This is a genomic window from Agrobacterium sp. SORGH_AS 787 (genome assembly GCF_030819035.1).
Lineage (GTDB): Bacteria > Pseudomonadota > Alphaproteobacteria > Rhizobiales > Rhizobiaceae > Agrobacterium > Agrobacterium larrymoorei_B.
Window position 1 is genome coordinate 1 of the sequence record NZ_JAUTBG010000001.1, and the last position, 19830, is coordinate 19830.

22 protein-coding genes and 1 pseudogene are annotated in these 19830 nt (G+C 56.1%); 8 read left to right on the forward strand and 15 right to left on the reverse strand.

Translation table 11 applies throughout. From position 1 onward, the window contains the following. Nucleotides 1–21: 21 nt before the first annotated feature. The 5 genes from vapC to QE435_RS00025 all read right to left on the reverse strand — a co-directional run bounded on the left by vapC (nt 22) and on the right by QE435_RS00025 (nt 3450). Nucleotides 22–429 carry a tRNA(fMet)-specific endonuclease VapC gene (gene vapC, locus QE435_RS00005; protein WP_274104273.1) on the reverse strand — a complete coding sequence of 136 codons (408 nt, stop codon included), beginning with the start codon at nt 427–429 and terminating at the stop codon, nt 22–24. Next, on the reverse strand, nt 429–659 hold the full coding sequence (vapB, locus tag QE435_RS00010) for a type II toxin-antitoxin system VapB family antitoxin (RefSeq protein ID WP_111846490.1): 231 nt from the start codon (nt 657–659) through the stop codon (nt 429–431). The genes vapC and vapB overlap by 1 nt, the downstream gene beginning before the upstream one ends. A gap of 177 nt (nt 660–836) precedes the next feature. After that, complete coding sequence (locus tag QE435_RS00015; protein ID WP_349039716.1) at nt 837–1748, reverse strand: HNH endonuclease; 912 nt, start codon at nt 1746–1748, stop codon at nt 837–839. Between the two features lie 150 nt (nt 1749–1898). Further along, entirely contained in the window at nt 1899–3152 is a 1254-nt protein-coding gene (locus QE435_RS00020) for a HipA domain-containing protein (protein WP_349039717.1), read from the reverse strand. Next, a complete protein-coding gene (locus tag QE435_RS00025) occupies nt 3145–3450 on the reverse strand; it encodes a helix-turn-helix transcriptional regulator (protein ID WP_349039718.1) in 306 nt (101 codons plus the stop codon). Before QE435_RS00025 ends, QE435_RS00020 begins: the two co-directional genes overlap by 8 nt. Before the next feature lie 529 nt (nt 3451–3979). On the opposite strand from QE435_RS00025, the gene QE435_RS00030 reads away from it, so the two are divergent. Then, a complete protein-coding gene (locus tag QE435_RS00030) occupies nt 3980–5227 on the forward strand; it encodes an MFS transporter (protein WP_349039719.1) in 1248 nt (415 codons plus the stop codon). Between the two features lie 247 nt (nt 5228–5474). Here QE435_RS00030 and QE435_RS00035 read toward each other — a convergent pair. The 3 genes and pseudogenes from QE435_RS00035 to QE435_RS00045 all read right to left on the reverse strand — a co-directional run bounded on the left by QE435_RS00035 (nt 5475) and on the right by QE435_RS00045 (nt 7184). Next, nucleotides 5475–5764, reverse strand: a pseudogene (locus tag QE435_RS00035) (PIN domain-containing protein). Continuing rightward, nucleotides 5761–5994 carry an AbrB/MazE/SpoVT family DNA-binding domain-containing protein gene (locus tag QE435_RS00040; protein ID WP_349039720.1) on the reverse strand — a complete coding sequence of 78 codons (234 nt, stop codon included), beginning with the start codon at nt 5992–5994 and terminating at the stop codon, nt 5761–5763. Before QE435_RS00040 ends, QE435_RS00035 begins: the two are co-directional and overlap by 4 nt. Before the next feature lie 422 nt (nt 5995–6416). Then, complete coding sequence (locus QE435_RS00045) at nt 6417–7184, reverse strand: hypothetical protein (RefSeq protein WP_349039721.1); 768 nt, start codon at nt 7182–7184, stop codon at nt 6417–6419. Between the two features lie 145 nt (nt 7185–7329). On the opposite strand from QE435_RS00045, the gene QE435_RS00050 reads away from it, so the two are divergent. Beyond that, nucleotides 7330–7551 (forward strand): helix-turn-helix domain-containing protein, encoded by a 222-nt coding sequence (locus tag QE435_RS00050; protein ID WP_349039722.1) that lies wholly within the window; start codon nt 7330–7332, stop codon nt 7549–7551. Nucleotides 7552–7680: 129 nt separating this feature from the next. On the opposite strand, the gene QE435_RS00055 is transcribed toward QE435_RS00050, so the two are convergent. Further along, on the reverse strand, nt 7681–8421 hold the full coding sequence (locus QE435_RS00055) for a phosphoglycerate mutase family protein (protein ID WP_349039723.1): 741 nt from the start codon (nt 8419–8421) through the stop codon (nt 7681–7683). A 251-nt stretch (nt 8422–8672) separates the two neighbouring features. Here QE435_RS00055 and QE435_RS00060 point away from each other — a divergent pair, with 251 nt between their 5' ends. The 3 genes from QE435_RS00060 (at nt 8673) to QE435_RS00070 (ending at nt 10112) form a co-directional block, all read left to right on the forward strand. Next, nucleotides 8673–9119, forward strand: a complete 447-nt coding sequence (locus QE435_RS00060; RefSeq protein ID WP_349041094.1) for a hypothetical protein — start codon at nt 8673–8675, stop codon at nt 9117–9119. Nucleotides 9120–9255: 136 nt separating this feature from the next. After that, nucleotides 9256–9606 carry an antitoxin Xre/MbcA/ParS toxin-binding domain-containing protein gene (locus tag QE435_RS00065; protein WP_349039724.1) on the forward strand — a complete coding sequence of 117 codons (351 nt, stop codon included), beginning with the start codon at nt 9256–9258 and terminating at the stop codon, nt 9604–9606. An 8-nt stretch (nt 9607–9614) separates the two neighbouring features. Then, nucleotides 9615–10112: an RES domain-containing protein gene (locus QE435_RS00070; protein ID WP_349039725.1), complete on the forward strand. Its 498-nt coding sequence runs from the start codon at nt 9615–9617 to the stop codon at nt 10110–10112. A gap of 66 nt (nt 10113–10178) precedes the next feature. On the opposite strand, the gene QE435_RS00075 is transcribed toward QE435_RS00070, so the two are convergent. Next, a complete protein-coding gene (locus tag QE435_RS00075; protein WP_349039726.1) occupies nt 10179–10484 on the reverse strand; it encodes a helix-turn-helix transcriptional regulator in 306 nt (101 codons plus the stop codon). A 319-nt stretch (nt 10485–10803) separates the two neighbouring features. On the opposite strand from QE435_RS00075, the gene QE435_RS00080 reads away from it, so the two are divergent. After that, nucleotides 10804–11454 (forward strand): DUF429 domain-containing protein, encoded by a 651-nt coding sequence (locus QE435_RS00080; RefSeq protein ID WP_349039727.1) that lies wholly within the window; start codon nt 10804–10806, stop codon nt 11452–11454. Nucleotides 11455–11558: 104 nt separating this feature from the next. Beyond that, complete coding sequence (locus tag QE435_RS00085; RefSeq protein ID WP_349039728.1) at nt 11559–11813, forward strand: hypothetical protein; 255 nt, start codon at nt 11559–11561, stop codon at nt 11811–11813. 60 nt (nt 11814–11873) lie between these two features. On the opposite strand, the gene QE435_RS00090 is transcribed toward QE435_RS00085, so the two are convergent. From QE435_RS00090 to QE435_RS00110, 5 genes are all read right to left on the reverse strand, one after another. Continuing rightward, nucleotides 11874–12140, reverse strand: coding sequence for a hypothetical protein (locus QE435_RS00090; protein ID WP_349039729.1), 267 nt, complete (start codon nt 12138–12140; stop codon nt 11874–11876). Further along, nucleotides 12115–13374 carry a type II toxin-antitoxin system HipA family toxin gene (locus tag QE435_RS00095; protein WP_349039730.1) on the reverse strand — a complete coding sequence of 420 codons (1260 nt, stop codon included), beginning with the start codon at nt 13372–13374 and terminating at the stop codon, nt 12115–12117. Before QE435_RS00095 ends, QE435_RS00090 begins: the two co-directional genes overlap by 26 nt. After that, nucleotides 13371–13670, reverse strand: coding sequence for a helix-turn-helix transcriptional regulator (locus QE435_RS00100; RefSeq protein WP_349039731.1), 300 nt, complete (start codon nt 13668–13670; stop codon nt 13371–13373). The genes QE435_RS00095 and QE435_RS00100 overlap by 4 nt, the downstream gene beginning before the upstream one ends. Nucleotides 13671–14164: 494 nt before the next feature. Next, on the reverse strand, nt 14165–15811 hold the full coding sequence (locus QE435_RS00105; protein WP_349039732.1) for a type IV secretory system conjugative DNA transfer family protein: 1647 nt from the start codon (nt 15809–15811) through the stop codon (nt 14165–14167). After that, the gene (locus QE435_RS00110) at nt 15808–16278 is read right to left on the reverse strand and encodes a hypothetical protein (RefSeq protein WP_349039733.1); all 471 of its coding nucleotides are present in this window, start codon (nt 16276–16278) and stop codon (nt 15808–15810) included. Before QE435_RS00110 ends, QE435_RS00105 begins: the two co-directional genes overlap by 4 nt. 238 nt (nt 16279–16516) lie before the next feature. On the opposite strand from QE435_RS00110, the gene traA reads away from it, so the two are divergent. Then, on the forward strand, nt 16517–19729 hold the full coding sequence (gene traA / locus QE435_RS00115) for a Ti-type conjugative transfer relaxase TraA (RefSeq protein ID WP_349039734.1): 3213 nt from the start codon (nt 16517–16519) through the stop codon (nt 19727–19729). Nucleotides 19730–19830: the final 101 nt, after the last annotated feature.

Here is a 19830-nt window from a genome sequence, read left to right on the forward strand (position 1 = left end):
TTCCACGGGGCCAGAGAGTAATCAGTCCTCTTTGGTCCAGTCTTCTACCCTTAACCCGGGCACGCGGTCGAATTCCCTGCGGTTGTTTGTAACCATGATCAGCCCGCGCGAGCGCGCGTGACCTGCGATGAGTGCATCATACGGACCGATGGGAGTACCGAGGCGTCCAAGCTCTGCTCGTAACTCACCTGTATGGCTTGCAGCCGGCTCGTCATAGGGAAGGACGCCAAGCCGCGAAGAGAACCCTTCCACGATAGCGAGGTTCTTCTCGGGGCTTGCCGATTTTTCCGCCCCATATATCAGCTCCATCATGGTAACCGAACTAACGCACAACTGATCCTGAAACCGATTGAATGCCTCCCGCACCCGCTGCGGACGGTTTTTAATCGTGAAAATACAAATGTTCGTATCAAGCATGTACCTGAGCATCAAAATGCCTCGCGCTCCTGCGCAGCAGGCTGGTCGCGCTCATCCATAAAGTCGGAAGTCACAAGAGGTCCGTCGAACCAGCTATCCCATATCTCACCGGCGGGCGCTATGATGCGAGTGCGTCCAACCGCAACGATATCGACGCGTTTAACATCGTCAGGCAGAGCGACTGCCTTTGGGAGGCGGACCGCTTGGCTACGATTAGTCTTGAAAACTGAGCCCTGTTCCATCTCTTCATATCTCCCAGTGCAACTAAACCCAATGTAGTCATCGCGGAGGGATATGTCAAAGCGGTATACAATTTCAATCCGGCCCAATACGCCATGGATAGGGACCAGAAAGTCGTAGATACGTGAGATTCTTAATCGGGGCCGCCAGAAGGCATTAGATAAATTCGTCGGCCAACGTCAGTGCTTGAAGGTGTTTTCGCGATGCCAACTTAAAAACTGGGGATGCGGCCGTTGGTGAACACCGCTCAGGACAATCGCTCTTCCCGTCTTGTTGATTAGCCCTAGAATGCTATCGTGATCGTTCGCTTGACGCGAAATCAGAATCTCGAGTTCATCCGACAGGGAGATAAGCCCACGGTCGAACATCCAATGAGCGGTTCCAGAGAGCGCAATTCCGTTCACTAGGAAATCAGGCCCATTTTGCTCGACCGGTCGGATGTGAGCGGCGTCTACCTCGGCACGACCACCACCGTTGATCAGCTTCAGTCCAGTTATCGCGCATCGTTTATCATAGGCTTGTAGGACGAGACGCCTAAACAGCCGATCTCTGACAATTCGAGACGACAGCTGCATGATCCGCTCCCTATCGCTCTCGTATAGGAAGGGCTCCTGAACTCTTTCGGAAAGATCGTTCAGCGATGACGTCTCCAGCGACTCGCCGGTTCGCGGCAATTCGAGTTGATCTTCCGCCAATCCCAACGACAAAATCCGATTGAAATCGGCAGCAGATATTGATCGGACCGCAGCCTGTGCACGGCCAGAAATCCGCCCCGCTTCGTTCAGTACGCCTCGCTCAACAACACCATACTGCCCACTAAACGCAACGGGGTTTACGAAATCGAGATAGCTGCCAGGTTGGATAAGCGCCACATACATGCCTGGCGCTTTGGGATCTGGAATAACCTGAGCGACCTTGGCGACAGCGAAATATCCACGCGTTGCAGCGACCTTTCGAGGTTCATAGTAGATGATCCAATCTCCAGCACAGCTTTGAACGCGAGTGAGATACTGGCCAGGGAACTGATACTGCTCAGCCGGGCTATCCTCGTAGATCGAGTCTGTGCGGTGGATGAATACGCCGAATCCCATATGCAATCTCTATCATGATAATCGCGACCCAAAACAGGCAGATCAACGACGACGCTTACCCTCTAAACTTGCCGCTCTTTACGTCCGCTATTCAACAGATCTACAAACTGCAACATCGATCGAAACGCATTCATATCCGGGAAGGGCAAGCTAGTCGCCTGAAGTACTCAGAATCGGCGTCATGAGTTTGACATGGGTATCAATCCGTTCGAGCACATTGATCGGCACGACCTCGCGCTGCGGCATCGACCACCAGATTTGGTTGACGCGCTCGACGGTATCAACCACCGCTCTAAGAACAGCAGCTTCCGGCAAGCGCGCACGCCTTGCGAACGCTTTCCAGCGCTGGGGACTCAGTGCTTTGAAGGACCGCTCGCCCACGACGGATAACGCCATGGACTCTGTCGGAATGTAGGGAATCGTCGAGAGGACATCGTAGACCGGCGCAAGCTCGGGCTTGTCTCCCGCTCCGCGATAAATCAGCGACCAATTTTTTAAGTGCATGTCACCATTTCCCGTGACCGCAGCCAGAGCCAACCTGCGCACAAATTCCAGCGCTGCGGCTGGCGAAACAGCGACGTTCAGAGCCGCAGCGATATCGTGATAGGCCGCACCTTCATACTTACGCGATGGATAAATGCCGAACACCTGCGCAAAGTCCTCGATATGGATCCGCGTCGCTCCCGTGCCGCGGTCGAAGCGCTTGATGAGCAAGACCTTTCCATCCGAGAGCGTCTCAAATTCCTTAGGTATGCCTTCGAATTCCGACTGATCGACAAGTTCTCGTTCCGGCACATCCATGCCAATTGCTTCGGCCAGAGCCAGATTGGTATATTCGTTTTCGGAAACACCTGGAAACGATGTCGACGGAAATTTCGCAATATACGAACCCTGCTCGTCGCCCAAGGGCAAGGTGAGACCGCCGCCTTTGCCCGTATTCTTGATAACAGAGAGCTTCATCTGCACCCCAGCAAGAGAAAACCGGGCTTTCGGTTCAGGACGTGAGGGGGCATTGAGCAGAGCCATCGCGCCCTCGCTCGGTACGATGCGGACAGCTCCTGGCAAATCCGCACCGAGCGCCGCAAGAAGATCGAAATCATTGCCGGGCCGAACGCTGCTGGCATGGTGCTTCTCCATAGCCTCGCGCAGTTTGTCTTCTGGAAGCAGATTGGCAAAAAAAGCTGGCAAGGCCCTGGCGACAGGCTTCGGGTCTTTGCGCAAGCCTCCGGTTGCCGCCCGAAAGGACAGGCTCAACACAGGAGAGCCACCAGTTGAGCGATAGCTTTCCTCGAAACTGAATGCATTGAAGTCACCAGGCGTCCGGACAATTGTCCCGACCTTAAGGTTGTTCAGCAGCACCTCAAGCGAGGAGATGGACTTTGGATCGAGATACGCATCAGGCATCGTCATCACCGTTGGAACTGGCAACGAACGCAGGCAAATCGTCGTCGCTGCCATGCGGCTGAAGCAGCGCATTGACAGCCGGCACCATCGGTTGCGGGATGAACATCAGCTCGAGACCAAGCGCGCGTGCGATATTGATCAGCGTGGACGTGCGGGCAGCGCTCTTTCCGCTTTCAATCTCGCGATAGCGTGGCCGCGATATGCCAGCCATCTCGGCGACCTGCTCTTGTGTCAGATCCAAGCCTTTACGCGCTGCCCTCAAGAGACCGCCGATCTCAACCAATATAGTCGTGTCCATTGACATATGATACCTAAACATATCTTCAAATGACAAAATGATACGTTTAATTATCTATTTTGGCGCGCGTAGTCAAGGATCAGGCCTCGTTCATGAGGTATTCGCACGGGTGGTTGCGTTTATCAGGCGCTCCTAATCTTGCCCCAAAACGCTTTTGCAACGCCTCAATATTGGCGCTTCGGCCAACGAGTCGGTCCCCACCACGTCTGGCCCGGGCTTGACAAAACCCTTGTCAATCGCGTCCGCAATCCCGGCGTCGGTTCGACAGCAGACATGGAGAACCTTACTACTTCAGGAAGTGCCCCGTTGGCTGGGAAATTTCGGCATTAGGTAGCAAAGACCGCGAATTCGATGCAAACATCTGAGCAAGTAAGTCTCTCCGCTCTATTTTTTGCGCTTAATCCAGGCGTCCTTGACTGGGTGAAATAGATGGATGGAACGTCCAGAATTACAGCACGCGGTGCATTCGTAGTGTATGACATCACGGTCACTACCCAAGACGCCACCCAGTTTGTAAGAGATCACCACAATGTCCCTAATAGCAGGCGAAAACCGCTTCGGCGCATTTCGCCATCCCGCCTACCGGCGATTCTTTCCCGCGCGCTTCCTCTCCGCCTTTGCAGTGCAGATCGTCAGCGTATCGGTCGGCTGGCAGATGTATGAGGTCACCGGCAACGCTTTCTATCTGGGCCTGATCGGGCTTTTTCAGTTCCTGCCATCGCTGCTTCTCATTCTGGTGACCGGAACGGTCGCAGACCGTCATAATCGCCGCATGATCATGTCGCTTTGCCTGCTCGTTGCCTGTGCCTGCGCCGCAGCGCTCCTGGGACTGACCCTGGCGCATGCGTTTACGCCGTCGCTCGTCTTTCTCATTCTCATCGTGTTCGGCATAGAGCGGGCATTCATGGGTCCGGCTGTGCAGTCGCTTGCGCCGAATCTCGTGCCGGAAAGCGATCTGCCTAATGCGATTGCTTGGAATTCATCGTCATGGCAACTGGCGTCCATTCTTGGCCCGGTTGCCGGTGGCCTGCTCTATGGCGTAAGCCCGGTAGTCTCCTATTCGATAGCGCTCACACTCTTTGCGCTCTCAGCTATCCTTGCCTTCATGATCAGAAAGCCGGAGCAGCGGACAACATCGCGCGCGGTGACCCTGGAAAGCATGCTGGCAGGCTTCCGGTTCATCTCTCATGAAAAGGTGGTGCTGGGCGCGATCTCGCTCGATCTTTTCGCCGTTCTTCTGGGTGGTGCGGTCGCGCTGATGCCGATCTTCGCCAAGGAAGTGTTGACTCTTGGCCCGTGGGGACTTGGCCTCTTGCGCGCGGCGCCAGGCATTGGCGCAATCGTCGTCGCGATCTTTCTGGCCTTCCATCCGATCCGCCACCATGCCGGCGTGATGATGTTTGCAGGCGTCGCCCTCTTCGGTGCCGCGACGGTGGTCTTCGGGCTTTCGACTACGCCATGGGTCTCCATTGCTGCGCTGGTGGTGATGGGCGCAGCGGACATGGTGTCGGTCTATGTTCGTGAAACGCTGATCGCGCTCTGGACACCGGATGAGGTGCGTGGCCGTGTCAACGCCGTCAACATGGTCTTCGTCGGAGCCTCCAACGAACTTGGCGAATTTCGCGCGGGCAGTATGGCATCCGTATTCGGCGCGGTGCACTCCGTCGTCATCGGGGGGATCGGCACGCTTATGGTCGCAGCCATCTGGGCGGCGCGTTTTCCCAAGCTTCGCAAGATCGATAGTCTCGAGGCGCCAGAAAAGACTCGGTTGGAATGATTGGGGGTCAACTAAGACATTCCGATTGCGACCGCGCACCTCCGTCACGCCCCTTACCCGGCGATCCTGTCCCGTTCCTCCTCAAATCGCCTTTGGGGGCACTTTCGGCCGCAGCAGGCGGATACGCGACTGCGGCTCGATCACAGACCAGTGCGGCTAGATCACCTCGCGCAGCATGCGTCGCAGTTCCGGCCAAGGGGTCTCTTCCCAGCGAAGCTGAGGAATTACAAGTGCAGAGACTGGCGCATTAGTAGGCTTCAGGCGAGATCAGAGTGACAGTCGGAAAATACGATCGGTAACGGGCCACATCTCGCGTCAGCAAGGGAAGGTTTTGTATCACTGCGTGGGCGCCTGATCGACAAAAGCATCAAGCGCTTCTATCCGCTCATATCGAACAGATAGTTCCGCGTACACAACATCATTGGTGCACAGCGGACCTGAAACGCTTGCCAGTTCGAGCTGCTGAATTGACCAGTCGGCCCAAACCGGGTCGTCTGTCACAAGGTCTAGCAGGACATTTGTATCGACAAGCGTCACTCGTCACCACGGGTCAGGGCCAGGATGGCGCCGGTACCCAGACCTTCACCAGCATGGCCGCGCAGCTTGGCGAAACGCGTGAGTGGCTGTTTCTTGTCAGCCCTGACGAGAACTATCCTCCCATCAGGGGCTCGAACAAAATCGACCGAGCTTCCTGATGAAATCTTTAAAAGCTCGCGTACGGCTTTTGGAATGGTGACCTGTCCTTTGGCCGTCACAGTTGTCGCCATGTCCACCCTCCTGTAATACCGATCTAGAAGATGGTGTTACTTTCGTGCCTCTTTTTCAACCGGACACGTGTCTAAAACGGCCGATAAGGCCCAGGCACCAAATCATACCGGCAACGTTCAGCTTGAACTGCTAGGGTCTCGTAACCATGCCGAAACCACCATTCTTTCACAACAACGATGCAGTTTGGTCATGACTGACAACTGGGACCGCAATGAACGCGACGGCAGGTTCGATGAACTTGCTGCCGCCCTGATATTCTTCACTGTCGTTTCCCGACTTTGCGCGTCGGCTTATCTGGTAACGGGCCTTTGCCGCATAGGCAGGGTGTATTTCTGTCACGCCGTCGCAGGGTGCTGAAGACCCGACGAAGACCCTGTTCACCAAAGACCGCTGCCGGGCCCTACCCAGCCCTTCACGGCGTTTACACGGCGATCCTCTCCCGTTCCTCCTCAAATCGCCTTTTGCGCGTCTTCGGCCTTAGCAGGCGGATACGCGACTGCGGCTCGATCACAGACCACCGCGGCTGGATCAGCTCGCGCAGCATGCTTCGCAGTTCCGGCCACGGGGTCTCTTCCTTGCGAAGCTCCGGATCATACATCACCAGCATGCAGTGAAGCTTGGCGGCAATGTCGTGGATATAATAGGGCTGCAGCGAAATCAGGACACGCCCGGCAATGCCCTCGAACCGGGCGATATCCTGCGCCTTCGCAAGGCTTGCGCTGTAGCCGATACGACGGTCGGCCGCGTTCCATGTCCGTCTCAGCCTCAGCAACTCCAAACGTGCACTTTCTGCCGCATCAGCGCCAATCCGCGGCGCCAGTTGCCTGATCTCCTCGAAAGAGGATACGGTCCCAACCGACGGACCACCATCATCGACCGTAATGACGACAGAAGGACGACCACCGGTATCTTCCAGCAGTCGCGCCTCAAGTTCCTGGCATTCGCGCTCGGCAGCAAGGCGCTGCTGATACATGTCATACCAGTCCGGCCACAGCTCCTTGGCATGCACCGGTCCGGCAATGGTGCGCGAGGGAAGATCGTTGAGCAGCATCGGCAGGATCCGTGCTGCGAGCGGCAAAAGATTGCGCCGGTTGATCACGCTTGGCAGGTTGTCGACAAACGTCTCGTTGGGGAATGCATTTGCGCACGAAATTTTAGGTAAAGTTCTGCTATTCTCAGAATCAGCCATGATCCAAGCTCCAACTAGCTAGATTGTGGTTAGGTCAAGGAAGGTGTGCCTAGCACCTCCTTGGCCGTTGCAAATTACAAACGCGAGTCTGACTTCGCGCCAAGATTATGTCAAGGTGTTAATGTTAACAGCAGATCAAGTCCGCATGGCCAGAGCTGCCCTTAAGTGGGGCGTACGGGATCTTGCGGACCGAGCGAACGTGACGCCCGCAACAATCACGCGGATCGAGGCTGGAAAACCAAGCTACTCTTCAACCCTGCGCGCGATACGAAATGTTTTCGAAGAGGCCGGCCTCACCTTCATTGACGAGAACGGCGGTGGCGTGGGCGTGCGTTTTGCAAAGCCGGCGTCAGGGACAGACGTGTAAAACGCTCCGTTTGGTCACTAGATCATATACCGCCGAAACCTCGCTCACGTGACCATGCTCACCCCGACGACATATGTCGGCAGGCGGACTGATCTGCGATCTAAAGCGCCCACCAAAGCTCTTTAATGCCTACAATTCTTGCCTGGCGGTTACTTGCGCGCCATACACCTCTCGCAGATCGTTCTGGCCAGGCTGACGATCACCAGCCTGATGGAGCAGCCTGGAGGTGTATCCGGTTTCGCGCGTCCCCTCGATCAGCGTGACGTCGGAATTACCCAGATTGACGGACCGTTCAAACCAGTCAACAGGATGCTGAAAGAAACTCATCTCGAAGGCACGATTGGTAACACCGTGGCCGACAATCACAACATTGTCGTGGCCGTGTCGCGCCTCATGCATAATTGTTTGCAGAAACAGTCGCATCCGCTGCGCCACATCTGCACGGCTTTCGCCATCGGGCGGCCGGGCATAGAATTTGCCGCTGTTGCTGCGTAGCCTCGCCCATTTCTCGAATTCGTCGGGAAACTTCTGCTTGCGCTCAGCATGGTCATAGATTTCCGTGAAGAGCCCAAAATCTTGTTCCCGCAGAAGATAGTCCTCGCGGACCTTGCCGACGCTCTCGGCAGGCAAGGCGTCAAGGAGCGCGTCCTTGCTTTGGCGCGTGCGCAAGAACGGTGAGTACCATATGCGCAGCGGCTTTGACCCCGGTTCGGCCAGTCCTGCAAGATGATCTGCGATCACAGATCCAGCTTCACTGGCCTGGCGATATCCCCACTGCGTCAACGGGACATTATGATCGCCAAACTGACTGTAAGCCCGCTCGTCCAGATTACCCAGGGATTCGCCGTGACGGACAAGAAAGATGCGCATAGGCTATCCTGCTGCAAGGGTTTGGGCACCACCTCTTCCATGAACCTGTGTCGACAGATCGACGTAGTGGGGGCCATCAGGACCCTTCATTATCATATGACCTCTAAACAGAGAGACTGCAAAACCGCGTAAGTCAGCAAATTGCTATGATCACCCACCGGATGTGAAAAATTCCCCGCAGCGCAAAGCACTGGTATTCATCGTAAGGATGGTCTACCCGCAATAGACCGATATCTATGAGACGGCCCGGTATGGCGATCCTGTTCAAGACGACCATTTCTGAAGACAAGGCATTTTCCAGGATCGAGCAACTGCTCAATTCTGGCGCTGAGTACGATGGCTACTTCAGTGTCGCGGACGATAGCGGCGAGACGCCGCTGCCGTGGGGCCCCTCCATGAGCGCCGAAGAGTTCCTTGCCACAGTCAAAGAGCAACTTGAAGTGACCTGGAAAGCCGCCCGCTTCTGGGTCATCTATGAACGTCGTGGGGACCGTGCCGATCCTGATGCGATCGTCATGCGCAACGCGGCGTTTCGCATCACCCGTGGATATAACGACGTCATCATCGCCTCGTTCAGTCTTCTAGGACGACACGACGCATCCCATGATCTCGAACTTGTCTTCGTCTGTTTTCCGGAAGACTTTCAGCGGCGAAACTTTAGAATTCGCTTCGAGAACAAGCCAATCATCCCTCATTGATGAGCAAGACATCGATCCGGCACGCTGCCATTTGAAGGGCTGCTGAACGATCCATATTCCCGCGCCGTGACTTGAACGCCGCATTAAGTGACGTTATATTGCGTCATAATTAGCGGAAATGCCGGAGGGTTTCGATATGGCTCTGACACAGTATGCTGACGATGGCCTATTTGCGCCAAACAAGATCGCTGAGGTTCTTCATACGACAAGCGAGGACGTCGCTCGTAGTGCTGGGCTGGGCAAAGACGCCGTCCAGCGCAAGGAGTGGATCAAATCCGACAGGACCCAGAGGCGCCTGCGTGAAATGGTCGAGGTCGTCAATAAGGTCGAGCCTCGGTTCGGATCTGCGCTGATGGCATATGCCTGGTATCGGTCGGAACCCCTTTCAGGCTTTTCCGGCCACACCGCAATGCAACTTGTGCGAAACGGCCGGGCTGATGAAGTGCTCAATTATATCGATGCCGTTGATGCCGGCGTCCATGCCTGACCGTGCAAATGCACTACAAAGGCAAGCTCTACCGAGCGCTCAATCCGCTCTACGCCCGTGAGCCGCTCTATGGACGGGGTGCCGAACTTTATGGCGGCCGATTTAATCCAAAGGGTATGCCGGCACTTTACACGTCACTGACCATCATGACGGCGCTGAGAGAAGCAAATCAGGCGGGAAGTCTGCAACCAACCACGCTCGTATCCTATGACGCAGATTTTGAGCCGTTGTTCGACACGCGTGACCCGAACCTTCTCGAAAAATACCAGATCACGCCTCAATCGCTGGGTAACACGACCTGGCGAGACGAGATGAACGTGCGCGGTGAAGCGCCCACACAGGAGCTTGCTCGAAGTTTGAAAAACGCCGGTTTTCACGGGCTGATCGTCAGGAGTCTCACTCCGGGCACGACTGACGCTGACCTCAATATTGTCCTGTGGACATGGGGAACGTCGCTCCCAAATCGTTTGTCATTGATCGACGACGAGCGCCGACTATCGAGGTAGCATCAACCTTCCGCTCGTTCAGCACCATTTCAAGCGACGAGAGAGAGCCTTGGATCAAGATCCGGATCAGGCATCGGCATCACCATCGGAACTGGGAACGAACGCTGGCAAATCCTCGTCGCCATCATGCGGCTGAAGCAGCGCATTGACAGCCGGCACCATCGACTGCGGGATGAACATCAGCTCGAGACTAACCGCACGCGCGATATTCACCAACGTGGTCGCGCGTGCAGCGCTGCTTCCGGTCTCTATCTCGCGGTAGCGTGGGCGCGATATGCCAGCCATCTCGGCGACCTGCTCTTGCGTCAAACCCAGCCTTTTTCGCGCCGCCCTTAAAACTCCGCCTATTTCAGCCAAGGTTTCTGACTTCATCGACACATGATCTCCAAACGTATCTTTCCAAACACAAATGATACGCATACAAATCTTCTACAATAAGGCCCATCAAGAGTAGCGCCTCCGCGCGAACGCGAGGCCATCGTCGTTTAGATCGAGATTTCAGCAATGGCGTCGGGATGGCGCAAGCATTCTGAACATGCCATAGCGATACACCATGACAGTAGTTCTCGGCATTGATGCAGCATGGACATCCACAGAGCCAAGTGGCGTAGCCCTGGTTGAACGCCACGCCGCTAGCTGGCGACTTGTTCGGGTTGCAGCGTCTTACCAAGGATTTCTCTTTGATGATCACTTGGGGGGCACAAGACATCGCGGTTCGACGCCCGACCCGCATGCTCTCCTCTCGAAGACGGCTGAACTCACCGCAGCGCCAGTGAGTGTCGTTGCAATCGACATGCCTTTGTCAACTGACCCCATTACTGGACGACGCGTTTCCGACAACGCGATTTCTTCACTCTATGGATCAAGGCATGCCGGTACGCATACGCCAAGCCAAAGCCGACCCGGAAAGCTCAGTGACGACCTGACCTTGGGCTTTGCACGAGCAAGCTATCCACTCCTTACATCCGGAGCGTCCTTCCCTGCTCTCATCGAAGTCTATCCGCATCCTGCTCTGATCGAATTGGCAAAGGCGGAAAAAAGGCTGCCTTACAAGCACGCGAAATCCCGCAAATACTGGCCGGACGCTAGCCTTATAGATCGCCGGCACAAGCTCTTAAGCGTCTGGGCAGTCATCGTCAGCTTACTGGACCATCGTATCGAGGGCGTGGCATCCGCTCTGCCTTTACCCGACCCGTCCTCCTCCGGCTATGAATTGAAAGCCTTCGAGGATTGCCTGGATGCAGTCGTATGTGCCTGGGTCGGCACATGTGTTCTGGACGGAAGCGCTACAGCCTATGGCGACGAGACGTCGGCGATCTGGGTGCCGACACCTGCAACGTAGTCGTACCGATCTCTCTTCGTGCCGACGGTGCTAAATCCCGTATCATTACGACAAAGACGCCCAACCATTAATCTACAGACCAAATTCAAAGTGAGGACGCTCAAATGGCTTACAAGCCGAAGCCGGGAGAGGTTTGCTTGTTCGAAAATGAAAAAGCCGGACACGACACCGCTCCCGACCACCGTGGGTATTTCATCGCAGACCGCGACATTAAGGCAGGAGAGAAGGTCGAGTTCGCGCTGTGGGCTGGACGAGCCGATAGCCCGCGTTCATTTGGCGGTCGCCTGTCGGCGCAAAAGAGTTCGCCTGAGCCTCGCCCAGTTGATCTGTTTGGGAACCCGATTGAAACCTCTGAGTGAGTCTCGCGATCCAGTCATGTCGGCGCCTGGGGCGTGTCCGGTAACGAGCTTACAATCCATTCAAAAATCAACGGGCAATGGTAAACAGAGACGTTTCAACATCGAAAGCAGCGGCGTTATATAGGCAGCGCTATCGCCGCCCTGTTCGCGCTGAGAACGAGTACCCATAGCGATCGAACACGCGACGGATAAGAAACTTATCCTGCTGGCGACGTTCGGGATGGCTGCAAACATTTCGATCCTACCACGTGTTTCCAGCATGATGGTGCCGTATCGATGAGCGACGCCAGGCAAGACCAAATCATCGGTCAGCCAGCCGATCGCCATTCAGGAATTTGTCGAGTTCAGCGGTGCGGGATCTGGATAGGCGAACTTCTTCGGCAAACTGCGGCCACCGATCTACAGCGTCTCTTACCTGCTCTATAACTTGCCTGGCATCATGATCGGAGATCGAAGCCCCTCTGGAGACCTCCAAGAGGTGTGTCATGCCGGGAGCTCTACCTTCCCCGGCGACTGCAGCGCTATGCTCACCGCCCGGTCCAGACGAGAACGTAAGATCATATGCAGGTGCCAAAGACCACCGGCCTTTCCCATCCATAAGAAATGCATGATTTTTGGCATGGTCGTCGCGATTTTTCGCGTAAACATTGAAGACCATATTGCGAAACATCTTGAGGACTTCGCCAGCATCGCGGGTCATCAGATGGGTCAGCTTGTGAAGTTGCTGATAGTCCACACTGGCCTCGCGATGGCTGGCGTTTAACAGGCCGCTTGCCGTGTGCATGTGAAGCCTGCCGGCAGATGTCCTGTCAAAACGTTGCGTCGCAAAAAGTCGCCTGCCTTTGCGGGTCTCCAATAACCGCGTGTCAGCCATTGTCAGTCCTGCAGCGACCGCCATCAGCGCGTAGGCCCTTTCTTCAGCGCCAATCTCGGGCGGATCATCGGAACTTGGTGCCTTGACCATCCACCTTTCGAACCCCGCAGCCAAAGGTTGGCCATAGTCAAGAACACAGGTGTTTTCCGCCTTGTTGAAGCCGATCATAATCTTTGGACGCGCACCTGCGGATCCACCTTGTGCGCCCTGCAAACGATCTATGTCCGCAATGTCCATCTGCGTCTGCACCAGTTCAACCTGATCAGCAAACCAGTCCAGATCATCCTCTGGCTGTTGTTTCTGATCATCTGGCAGTTCCGGAACGTATGAGAGCGCCCCCATCCCCGATCGTCCCACGGCCGTCAGCCGGTCAACTGGCGTGAGCCTTGTATAGTCAATGCCCGCTCGCTGGAGACGGCGGTCTAGCAAAAGACGTCCCCACCCGTCAGGCAAGCTGTCGTTGAATAGCCCGTGGAGCCCGTCGAACGGATCCCGAGGCGCCGCAATCAACCCGGTGGCTGCCCTCATATGGAATGGTGAGACCAAAAGCGGCGCAGCCAGAAACTCCGCTGCGTACTGGAAGTAAGCCCTTCGTTCTCTCCCATTCCAGGCAAGAGTACCGAGTTTCTTCTCAGTCCCTTCGAGATTGAGATAAACCTTTAGCTGCTGGATCGGCTTGAATCTCATTTCCGGCGCACACGCTGTTTGAGAGGACGGTCAATAACGTCGTCGATATTCTGCGGTGGTCGGCTTGGAAACAAGCGTTCGAACTCCGCTTCCGCCTCAAGGGCAAACGCGATTTTTACGAGGCTCTCAAGTGAAATTTTCCCGGTTTCCTCAAATAGTCTCAGCGATCCATAAGACACATTCGATTTCGAAGCCAATTCACGCTGCGTCAATCCATGCTCAATGCGACGACGCTTCATTCTCTCCGCCATCCCCTCGATAACATCCCTAGGGGACAACATATTAAATGCCAACATATTATCACCTAACGTCAGAAAGCGCCTTTAATGCCAATATAATAGCATTTAAATTTAACGCAATTCTCCAGGTCGCTTTATTGAATGAGCCACAGAGGAAAAGATGATGGCGCTCAAATGCCGCGATCTTTACGTCCCCCTCACTTCGATAAATTTGGATCCTTTGATGAAGGTGCCAGCAAGATTAAATCGTTTACTATAAGGCTCCCCTACGACCTGCCATGCGGCTTTCGTTCTGCCGTTGAGCCTCGTGCGTCCTCATCGAGTATACGCCGTTTCCCTTTTACCCGTCGGAGCAAGACGCACGCCTGTCCTGCCGCTCACTTCGGCGCTATGGGGGAGCGCGTTCCCGTCAGGACAGGCTCGATCATCGCCTTCCATCTTCCGTCGCAGGGGTGGCTCATTCCTGGGGCTAGCAGATAAGCGTTTGCGTTCGATGCCAATCGTATTGTCTGGCGGTTTGTCGGTCGCTTTTTGTGTCGCCTGTGACACTCTCAGATCCGTTCGAACAATCCCTTGAACTCCTTGTCCTCGTAGTACCGGATCTTGCGGAGCTTCGCCGGATAGTGCCCCTGGCGAAGAAGGATCATCCTGTTGTCCGGCAGTCGCATGATCTCGTCGGCATTGATGAGATTGCGCGCAGAAATGTGTTCCGCGCTCGTTTGCTTACCCTCGGCGTAGGACCTGGTCATATAATGCGCATCGGTCTTGCCGATCGAGCGCGCGACAAGCTCAGCCGTGTCGATGTCATTCACACTGAACACCTGAAGCACGGCTGCATTGGCAAGGAAGGTGTTGGCACTTTTGCCGTAGCAAGCGCGCAGTTGATGAATGTCCTGAAGGATTGGCCATAGCTGGACCCCGTATCCTGCCATCAGTCCCATGGCGCGTTCGACAGCTGCCAGCCTTCCAAGGCTTGCAAACTCGTCGAGCAGAAACAGAACGGTCTGGTCCGTTTGCTTGAGATCGTTCCGGTTCGCCGACGCAAGCCGATTTCCTTTTGCTGTCATCTGGCCGGTCGTGCCAACATCATGATCTCGCGCCATCTCCATCAAGCTTTGATTGATCATCAGCCTCAACCATCGCGCATAAGCGCCAAGCCTGTCGGGTGGAAGCACCAGAAACACCGATCCGGTCGCGCGCTTGAGCCCGGAGAAGTCAAAGTCTGACCGCTGCATCACGTGTCGCATGCGCGGACTGTCGAGGAAATGCGTATGGCGCTGCGCCGACGATAAAACACCTGATGCCTCGCGATCAGATTTGCCCAGATGCCGGTTGGCCGCACGTGCGATCAGGCCATCACAGGATGTGCTCTCCTGCATCCGTGCCAAAAGCTCGGCAAACGCCTTTGGTGGTCTCGTCAGATAGTCGCGTAGCATTGCTGGATGACGCTTACCTGGCGGCTCGCTGGCAACCACCATCATGATCATTCCAGCGATAAGAGCGCGGGCCTCCTCGTTCCAATGTGCATCCCCGGATGTACCCGGTTCATCATAGACCAAAGCCTCTGCCAGCGTCCCGGCATGTTCGGCAATGTCGAGAACGGTGGCATCGAGATGTGCGAACGGGTTAAACATCGAAGATGGGTGACCGGTCACGCCGAACGGGTCGAGGACATGGACCGGTCCGAACCGTTGTCGCGACCTGTAGGTTATCCTGGCATTCTCGCCTTTCGGATCAATGCAGACGACCGAGCGCTGCCACGTCAAAAGATTGGGAATGATCGTTCCGACGCCCTTTCCCGTGCGCGTTGGTGCCATCGTCATCAGATGCGATGGCCCGTCATATCGCAGAAGCTTCAACGTAGCTGGATCACGGCCAATCAATAGACCTTGGTTGTGCGTCCTCCTCAACAACGCCAGATCGCCCGCTGTTGCCCAGGATGCCGAACCGAATACGAATTGGTGGGACGTTTGCCTCACGAACGGGGCAAACAAACCGCCGATACCCAATATGATCGGTAGCGACCCGGCAAAGAGCGTTATGCCTTTGCTGACTGCACCCTGTTGCTGATGAAGAACCAGATGAGCGATCACATCAAGCGCAATCACCGCGCCCGCAAGGCACCAGCCAAAAGCTGCTCCAACCATTGCGATCAGCGGTGCAAGCGCAAGGGCTTTGAGAAATCGCAACACCGTCATGGCCGATCATCACCATGATGGACGGTCTCATCGCTATCGTCACAGTCGCGATCGCCACCGACGTGGTCGCTGCGGTCGTCGCGGCGACGATTGCGGGCAAACAGACCACCGCCCTCATTATCGTCACCGCGACTATCGCAGCCTTCATTGTCATGCCTGTCACCGCCAGCAGCAATCAGGCTTGCTTGCTCGCGTGCTGTCTTATCGTCTGTCAGCAGATCGGCAAACAAGGCGCGATCGGCATCACGTTTGACGAATGACGGCAGTGTGCGCGCAAGCCAGTCCTTGAGATCCTGCCCGCGCATGTGTTCGGCGTCGTGATCAAGCCGCAACTGCTCCAGGAGAAACGCGCCAAGCAGCATTGTGCGGCGCCGTTCCTGTGCCCTCTCCTGCCTGTCCAGGCGCAATTGAAGCGTGCGCTTTTGTTGCTCAAGTTCCTCTATGCGCTGACGAATTGGTTTCCTCATCGCTGCATCCTTTCCTGACATACGAATGGCAGGCATTCGAGCTTCAATGCGCTCAGGCTGCAATCTGCAGATCTGCAGGTCGCAGCCATCACCATGCGGTGTTACTCAGTGAGGCGATCAAACAAGGGCGCACTTACGAGTTGAACACATTTTGGCGCGTCGTTTGCGCCCTTTGGCCAAGGAACAAGGCGCAGTTGGAGACTGTCTGCCTGTCGGGTTTGTCTATCGCGGGGGAATGATGGCGATCTATCATTGCAGCGCAAAGCCGGTCAGCCGATCGGGCGGCAGAAGTGCCGTCGCGGCCATCGCTTACCGTACAGCAAGCCTGCTCACCAACGAACGCGATGGCCTCACCCATGATTTTACTGCCAAGAAGGGCGTGGTTCATTCCGAGATCGTTCTTCCTGCCGATGTCGAGGCGGACTGGGCACTGGATCGCTCAGCACTGTGGAATGCAGCAGAGAGGGCAGAGCGTCGTCGGGATTCCCGCGTTGCTCGTGAGTTCGAGATTGCTCTTCCGCATGAGCTAAACGCAGATGCCCGCCTGTCACTCGCCCGTGCCTTTGCCCAGGATTTGGCAGATCGTTACGGTGCTGCCGTCGACTTCGCCATTCATGTTCCGCAAGCCAAGAGCGACATCCGGAATGTCCATGCCCATGTGATGATGACGACGCGCGAGGTGACACCAGAAGGTCTAGCCGAGAAGACCATGATCGAGCGCGAGAACAGATGGTTGCTGGCAAACGGTCTGCCCACCTCGCATATGCAGATGCGCGATATCCGCAAGGCCTTTGCCGATCATGCCAATCGCCATCTGCTGGAGGCCGGTCTCGATATCCGTGTCGATCATCGATCGCATCTCGATCGCGGTCTGGAGCTTTCACCAACAGAGCATATGGGTGTGCATGCCAGCCAGATGGAGCGGCGCGGGCTCGACGTATCCAGGGGTCGTCTGGAAGAGAAAGCAGCGAAGAAAAACGCCGATCTAATCCGCAGAAAACCGGAAGAGGTTTTGCGCATCCTGACCGACGAGAGAAGCGTTTTCGATCGTCATGATATCGCCCGCACCATCCATCGCTACATCAATGACAATGACGGCTTCCAGCGCGCCTTTGCCGCTGTCATGGCGTCGCCTCAGCTCGTCGAGCTAATGCCTGCGCAAAACAGCAAATTGGCAAAATACTCGACGCGCGAGATGATCAGTGTCGAGCATACGATGGCAGCGAGTAGCCTGCGGATGGCGGAGCGAAACAGTCATGGCGTAAGCATAAACAAGATCGACCAGGCACTGCTCCGGCAGGATGCGATGCTTGGCGGCTCGGGTCTCACCGATGAGCAAAGGACGGCTGTTCGGCACATCACCTCACCGACACAGATTGCTTCTGTGATCGGCTTTGCCGGGGCTGGTAAATCGACGATGCTGGCTGCTGCGCGTGAGGCATGGGAGGCGCAAGGCTATCGTGTTCATGGTGCAGCCCTTGCCGGAAAGGCGGCCGAAGGTCTAACCACATCATCCGGAATTGCGGCGCGCACGCTGGCATCCTGGGAGTATGGCTGGAGCCGTGGCAGAAACGAACTTGGCCGCAACGATATTCTCGTCATCGATGAAGCTGGCATGGTGGCAAGCCGTCAGCTGGCGCGCTTCGTTGCAGAGGCCGAAAAGCGAGGTGCGAAGCTCGTTCTCGTTGGCGACCATGAGCAGCTTCAGGCGATCGGGGCAGGCTCGCCGTTCCGCGCCATTGCCGAGCGCATCGGCTCCGTCGAACTCACCGATATCCGCCGGCAGAAGCACGACTGGCAGAGAGAAGCCTCTGTCGCTTTTGCGACGCATCGGACCGCAGAGGGATTGCAGCATTATGCGGAGCGCGACAGAATTCGGTTCGCCAAAGATCGAGAGCAGGCCTGTGCCGATCTCATCCGTGATTATCTTGCCGATCGGGCGCAGAACCCGGAAGGGTCACGCATTGCATTGGCCCATCGGCGGGTCGATGTTCGTGCCATCAATGACGGTATTCGCGAGCGACTTCAGGCCGAAGGACTGCTGGCGAAAGGCGATGGTCAAGCTGGCAGTGAACGCGGGTACGCAGAGGGCCAGACGAACCGCGAGATCGTCTATCAGACGGTCAATGGCAAGCGTGCCTTTGCGCCTGGTGACCGCATCATCCTTCTGGAAAACAATCGGGATCTTGGCGTCAAGAACGGCATGTTGGGGACGGTGGAAGCCGTCGAGCCGAACGCACTACATTTGCGGCTCGACGGATCTTCGGGCGGACAAAACAACGCCCGCCATCTCGCTCTACCGGTCAAAGATTACCAATCCTTTGATCATGGCTACGCGACTACAATCCATAAGGCTCAAGGAGCGACAGTCGACCGCGCTTTCGCCATGGCATCCTCGACCATGGATCGGCATTTGACCTATGTCGCGATGACCCGTCACCGGGACGCCGTGACGCTGTATGCCGGTCGTGATGAGCTCAATGACATGAAGGAGATGTTCGCCAGCATGGGTCGCTCGGGCGTCAAGGAAACAACGCTCGACTATGAGCAGGTGTTTGCTGAGCGGCGAGGTCTGCAGGCGGGAACAAGTGGACCGAACGATTTGCAAGTTGCCGCGGCAGGAGAGAAGGCGCATAAGCTAGAATCTGGCATTAGGCCACAGCAACCGCTCGAGCGAATCAGCGAGCAGCAGGAAAATATCCCTGCCCCGCTCGTTGCCGCGATCACGCATTACGACCGCACCATCGACGAGGTGGCGCGGCACAATGCGATGCCACATCTGGAACGTGAGATCGAGCATCTGCAGTCGATGGTAGGCTTGGTCTATCAGGAGTCCTTTACCGTCGCGCTCGCCTTCAAGAGCCTCATCCTCGAAGACAAAACGAACAAAGCCGAACTGGTCGAAGCGGTCCGTGAACGGCCGGAGCAGTTTGGAGCCTTGCGTGGCAAGAGTGGCCTCTTCGGCGACAATGCCGAGCGCAAGCAGGCATTGAGCAAGGCGAAAGGCCTCTCCAGCCATGTCGGATTTGCTGCGGAGACCTGGAAGCGCCGTCTGAACGAAGCAAGCCGGTCGGAAGAGTGGCAACGCGAAAAGCGCGACATTGTCGAGGTGCCGGGTTTGTCGCCGAAGAGCGACGCGATCCTCAAAGCATTCGATCAGCTCGACCAGGAGCAGAGGCCGCAGTTCCTTGAGCAGATGACGAAGACGCCAGAGGGTAGACAAGCGCTCTCCGAAGCAGCCCTCATCGCCAATGCGATCGAGAAACGCTTTGGCACGCGAAATAGGTCGGAGCTGGAGAAGATGGACCTGCGGCTGGACAAGGATCAGCTTCAGAACGTTGATCGTATTCGGGACATCGTGCGGCTGGTTGAACGGGCGCATGTTGCTGAACAGAGAAGGACGTATCAGCTTGAACAGTCGCTGAAGAAGGGGTTGGGCCTGAGGCTTTAAGCAATCCGGACGAGCTCCACGAGCGCAAGACCATCCTTGGCCAGTTAACACCTGTGCAACTCGGAGGGTCTGGCTACTGTCCGCCACCTAAAGCGGTAGCG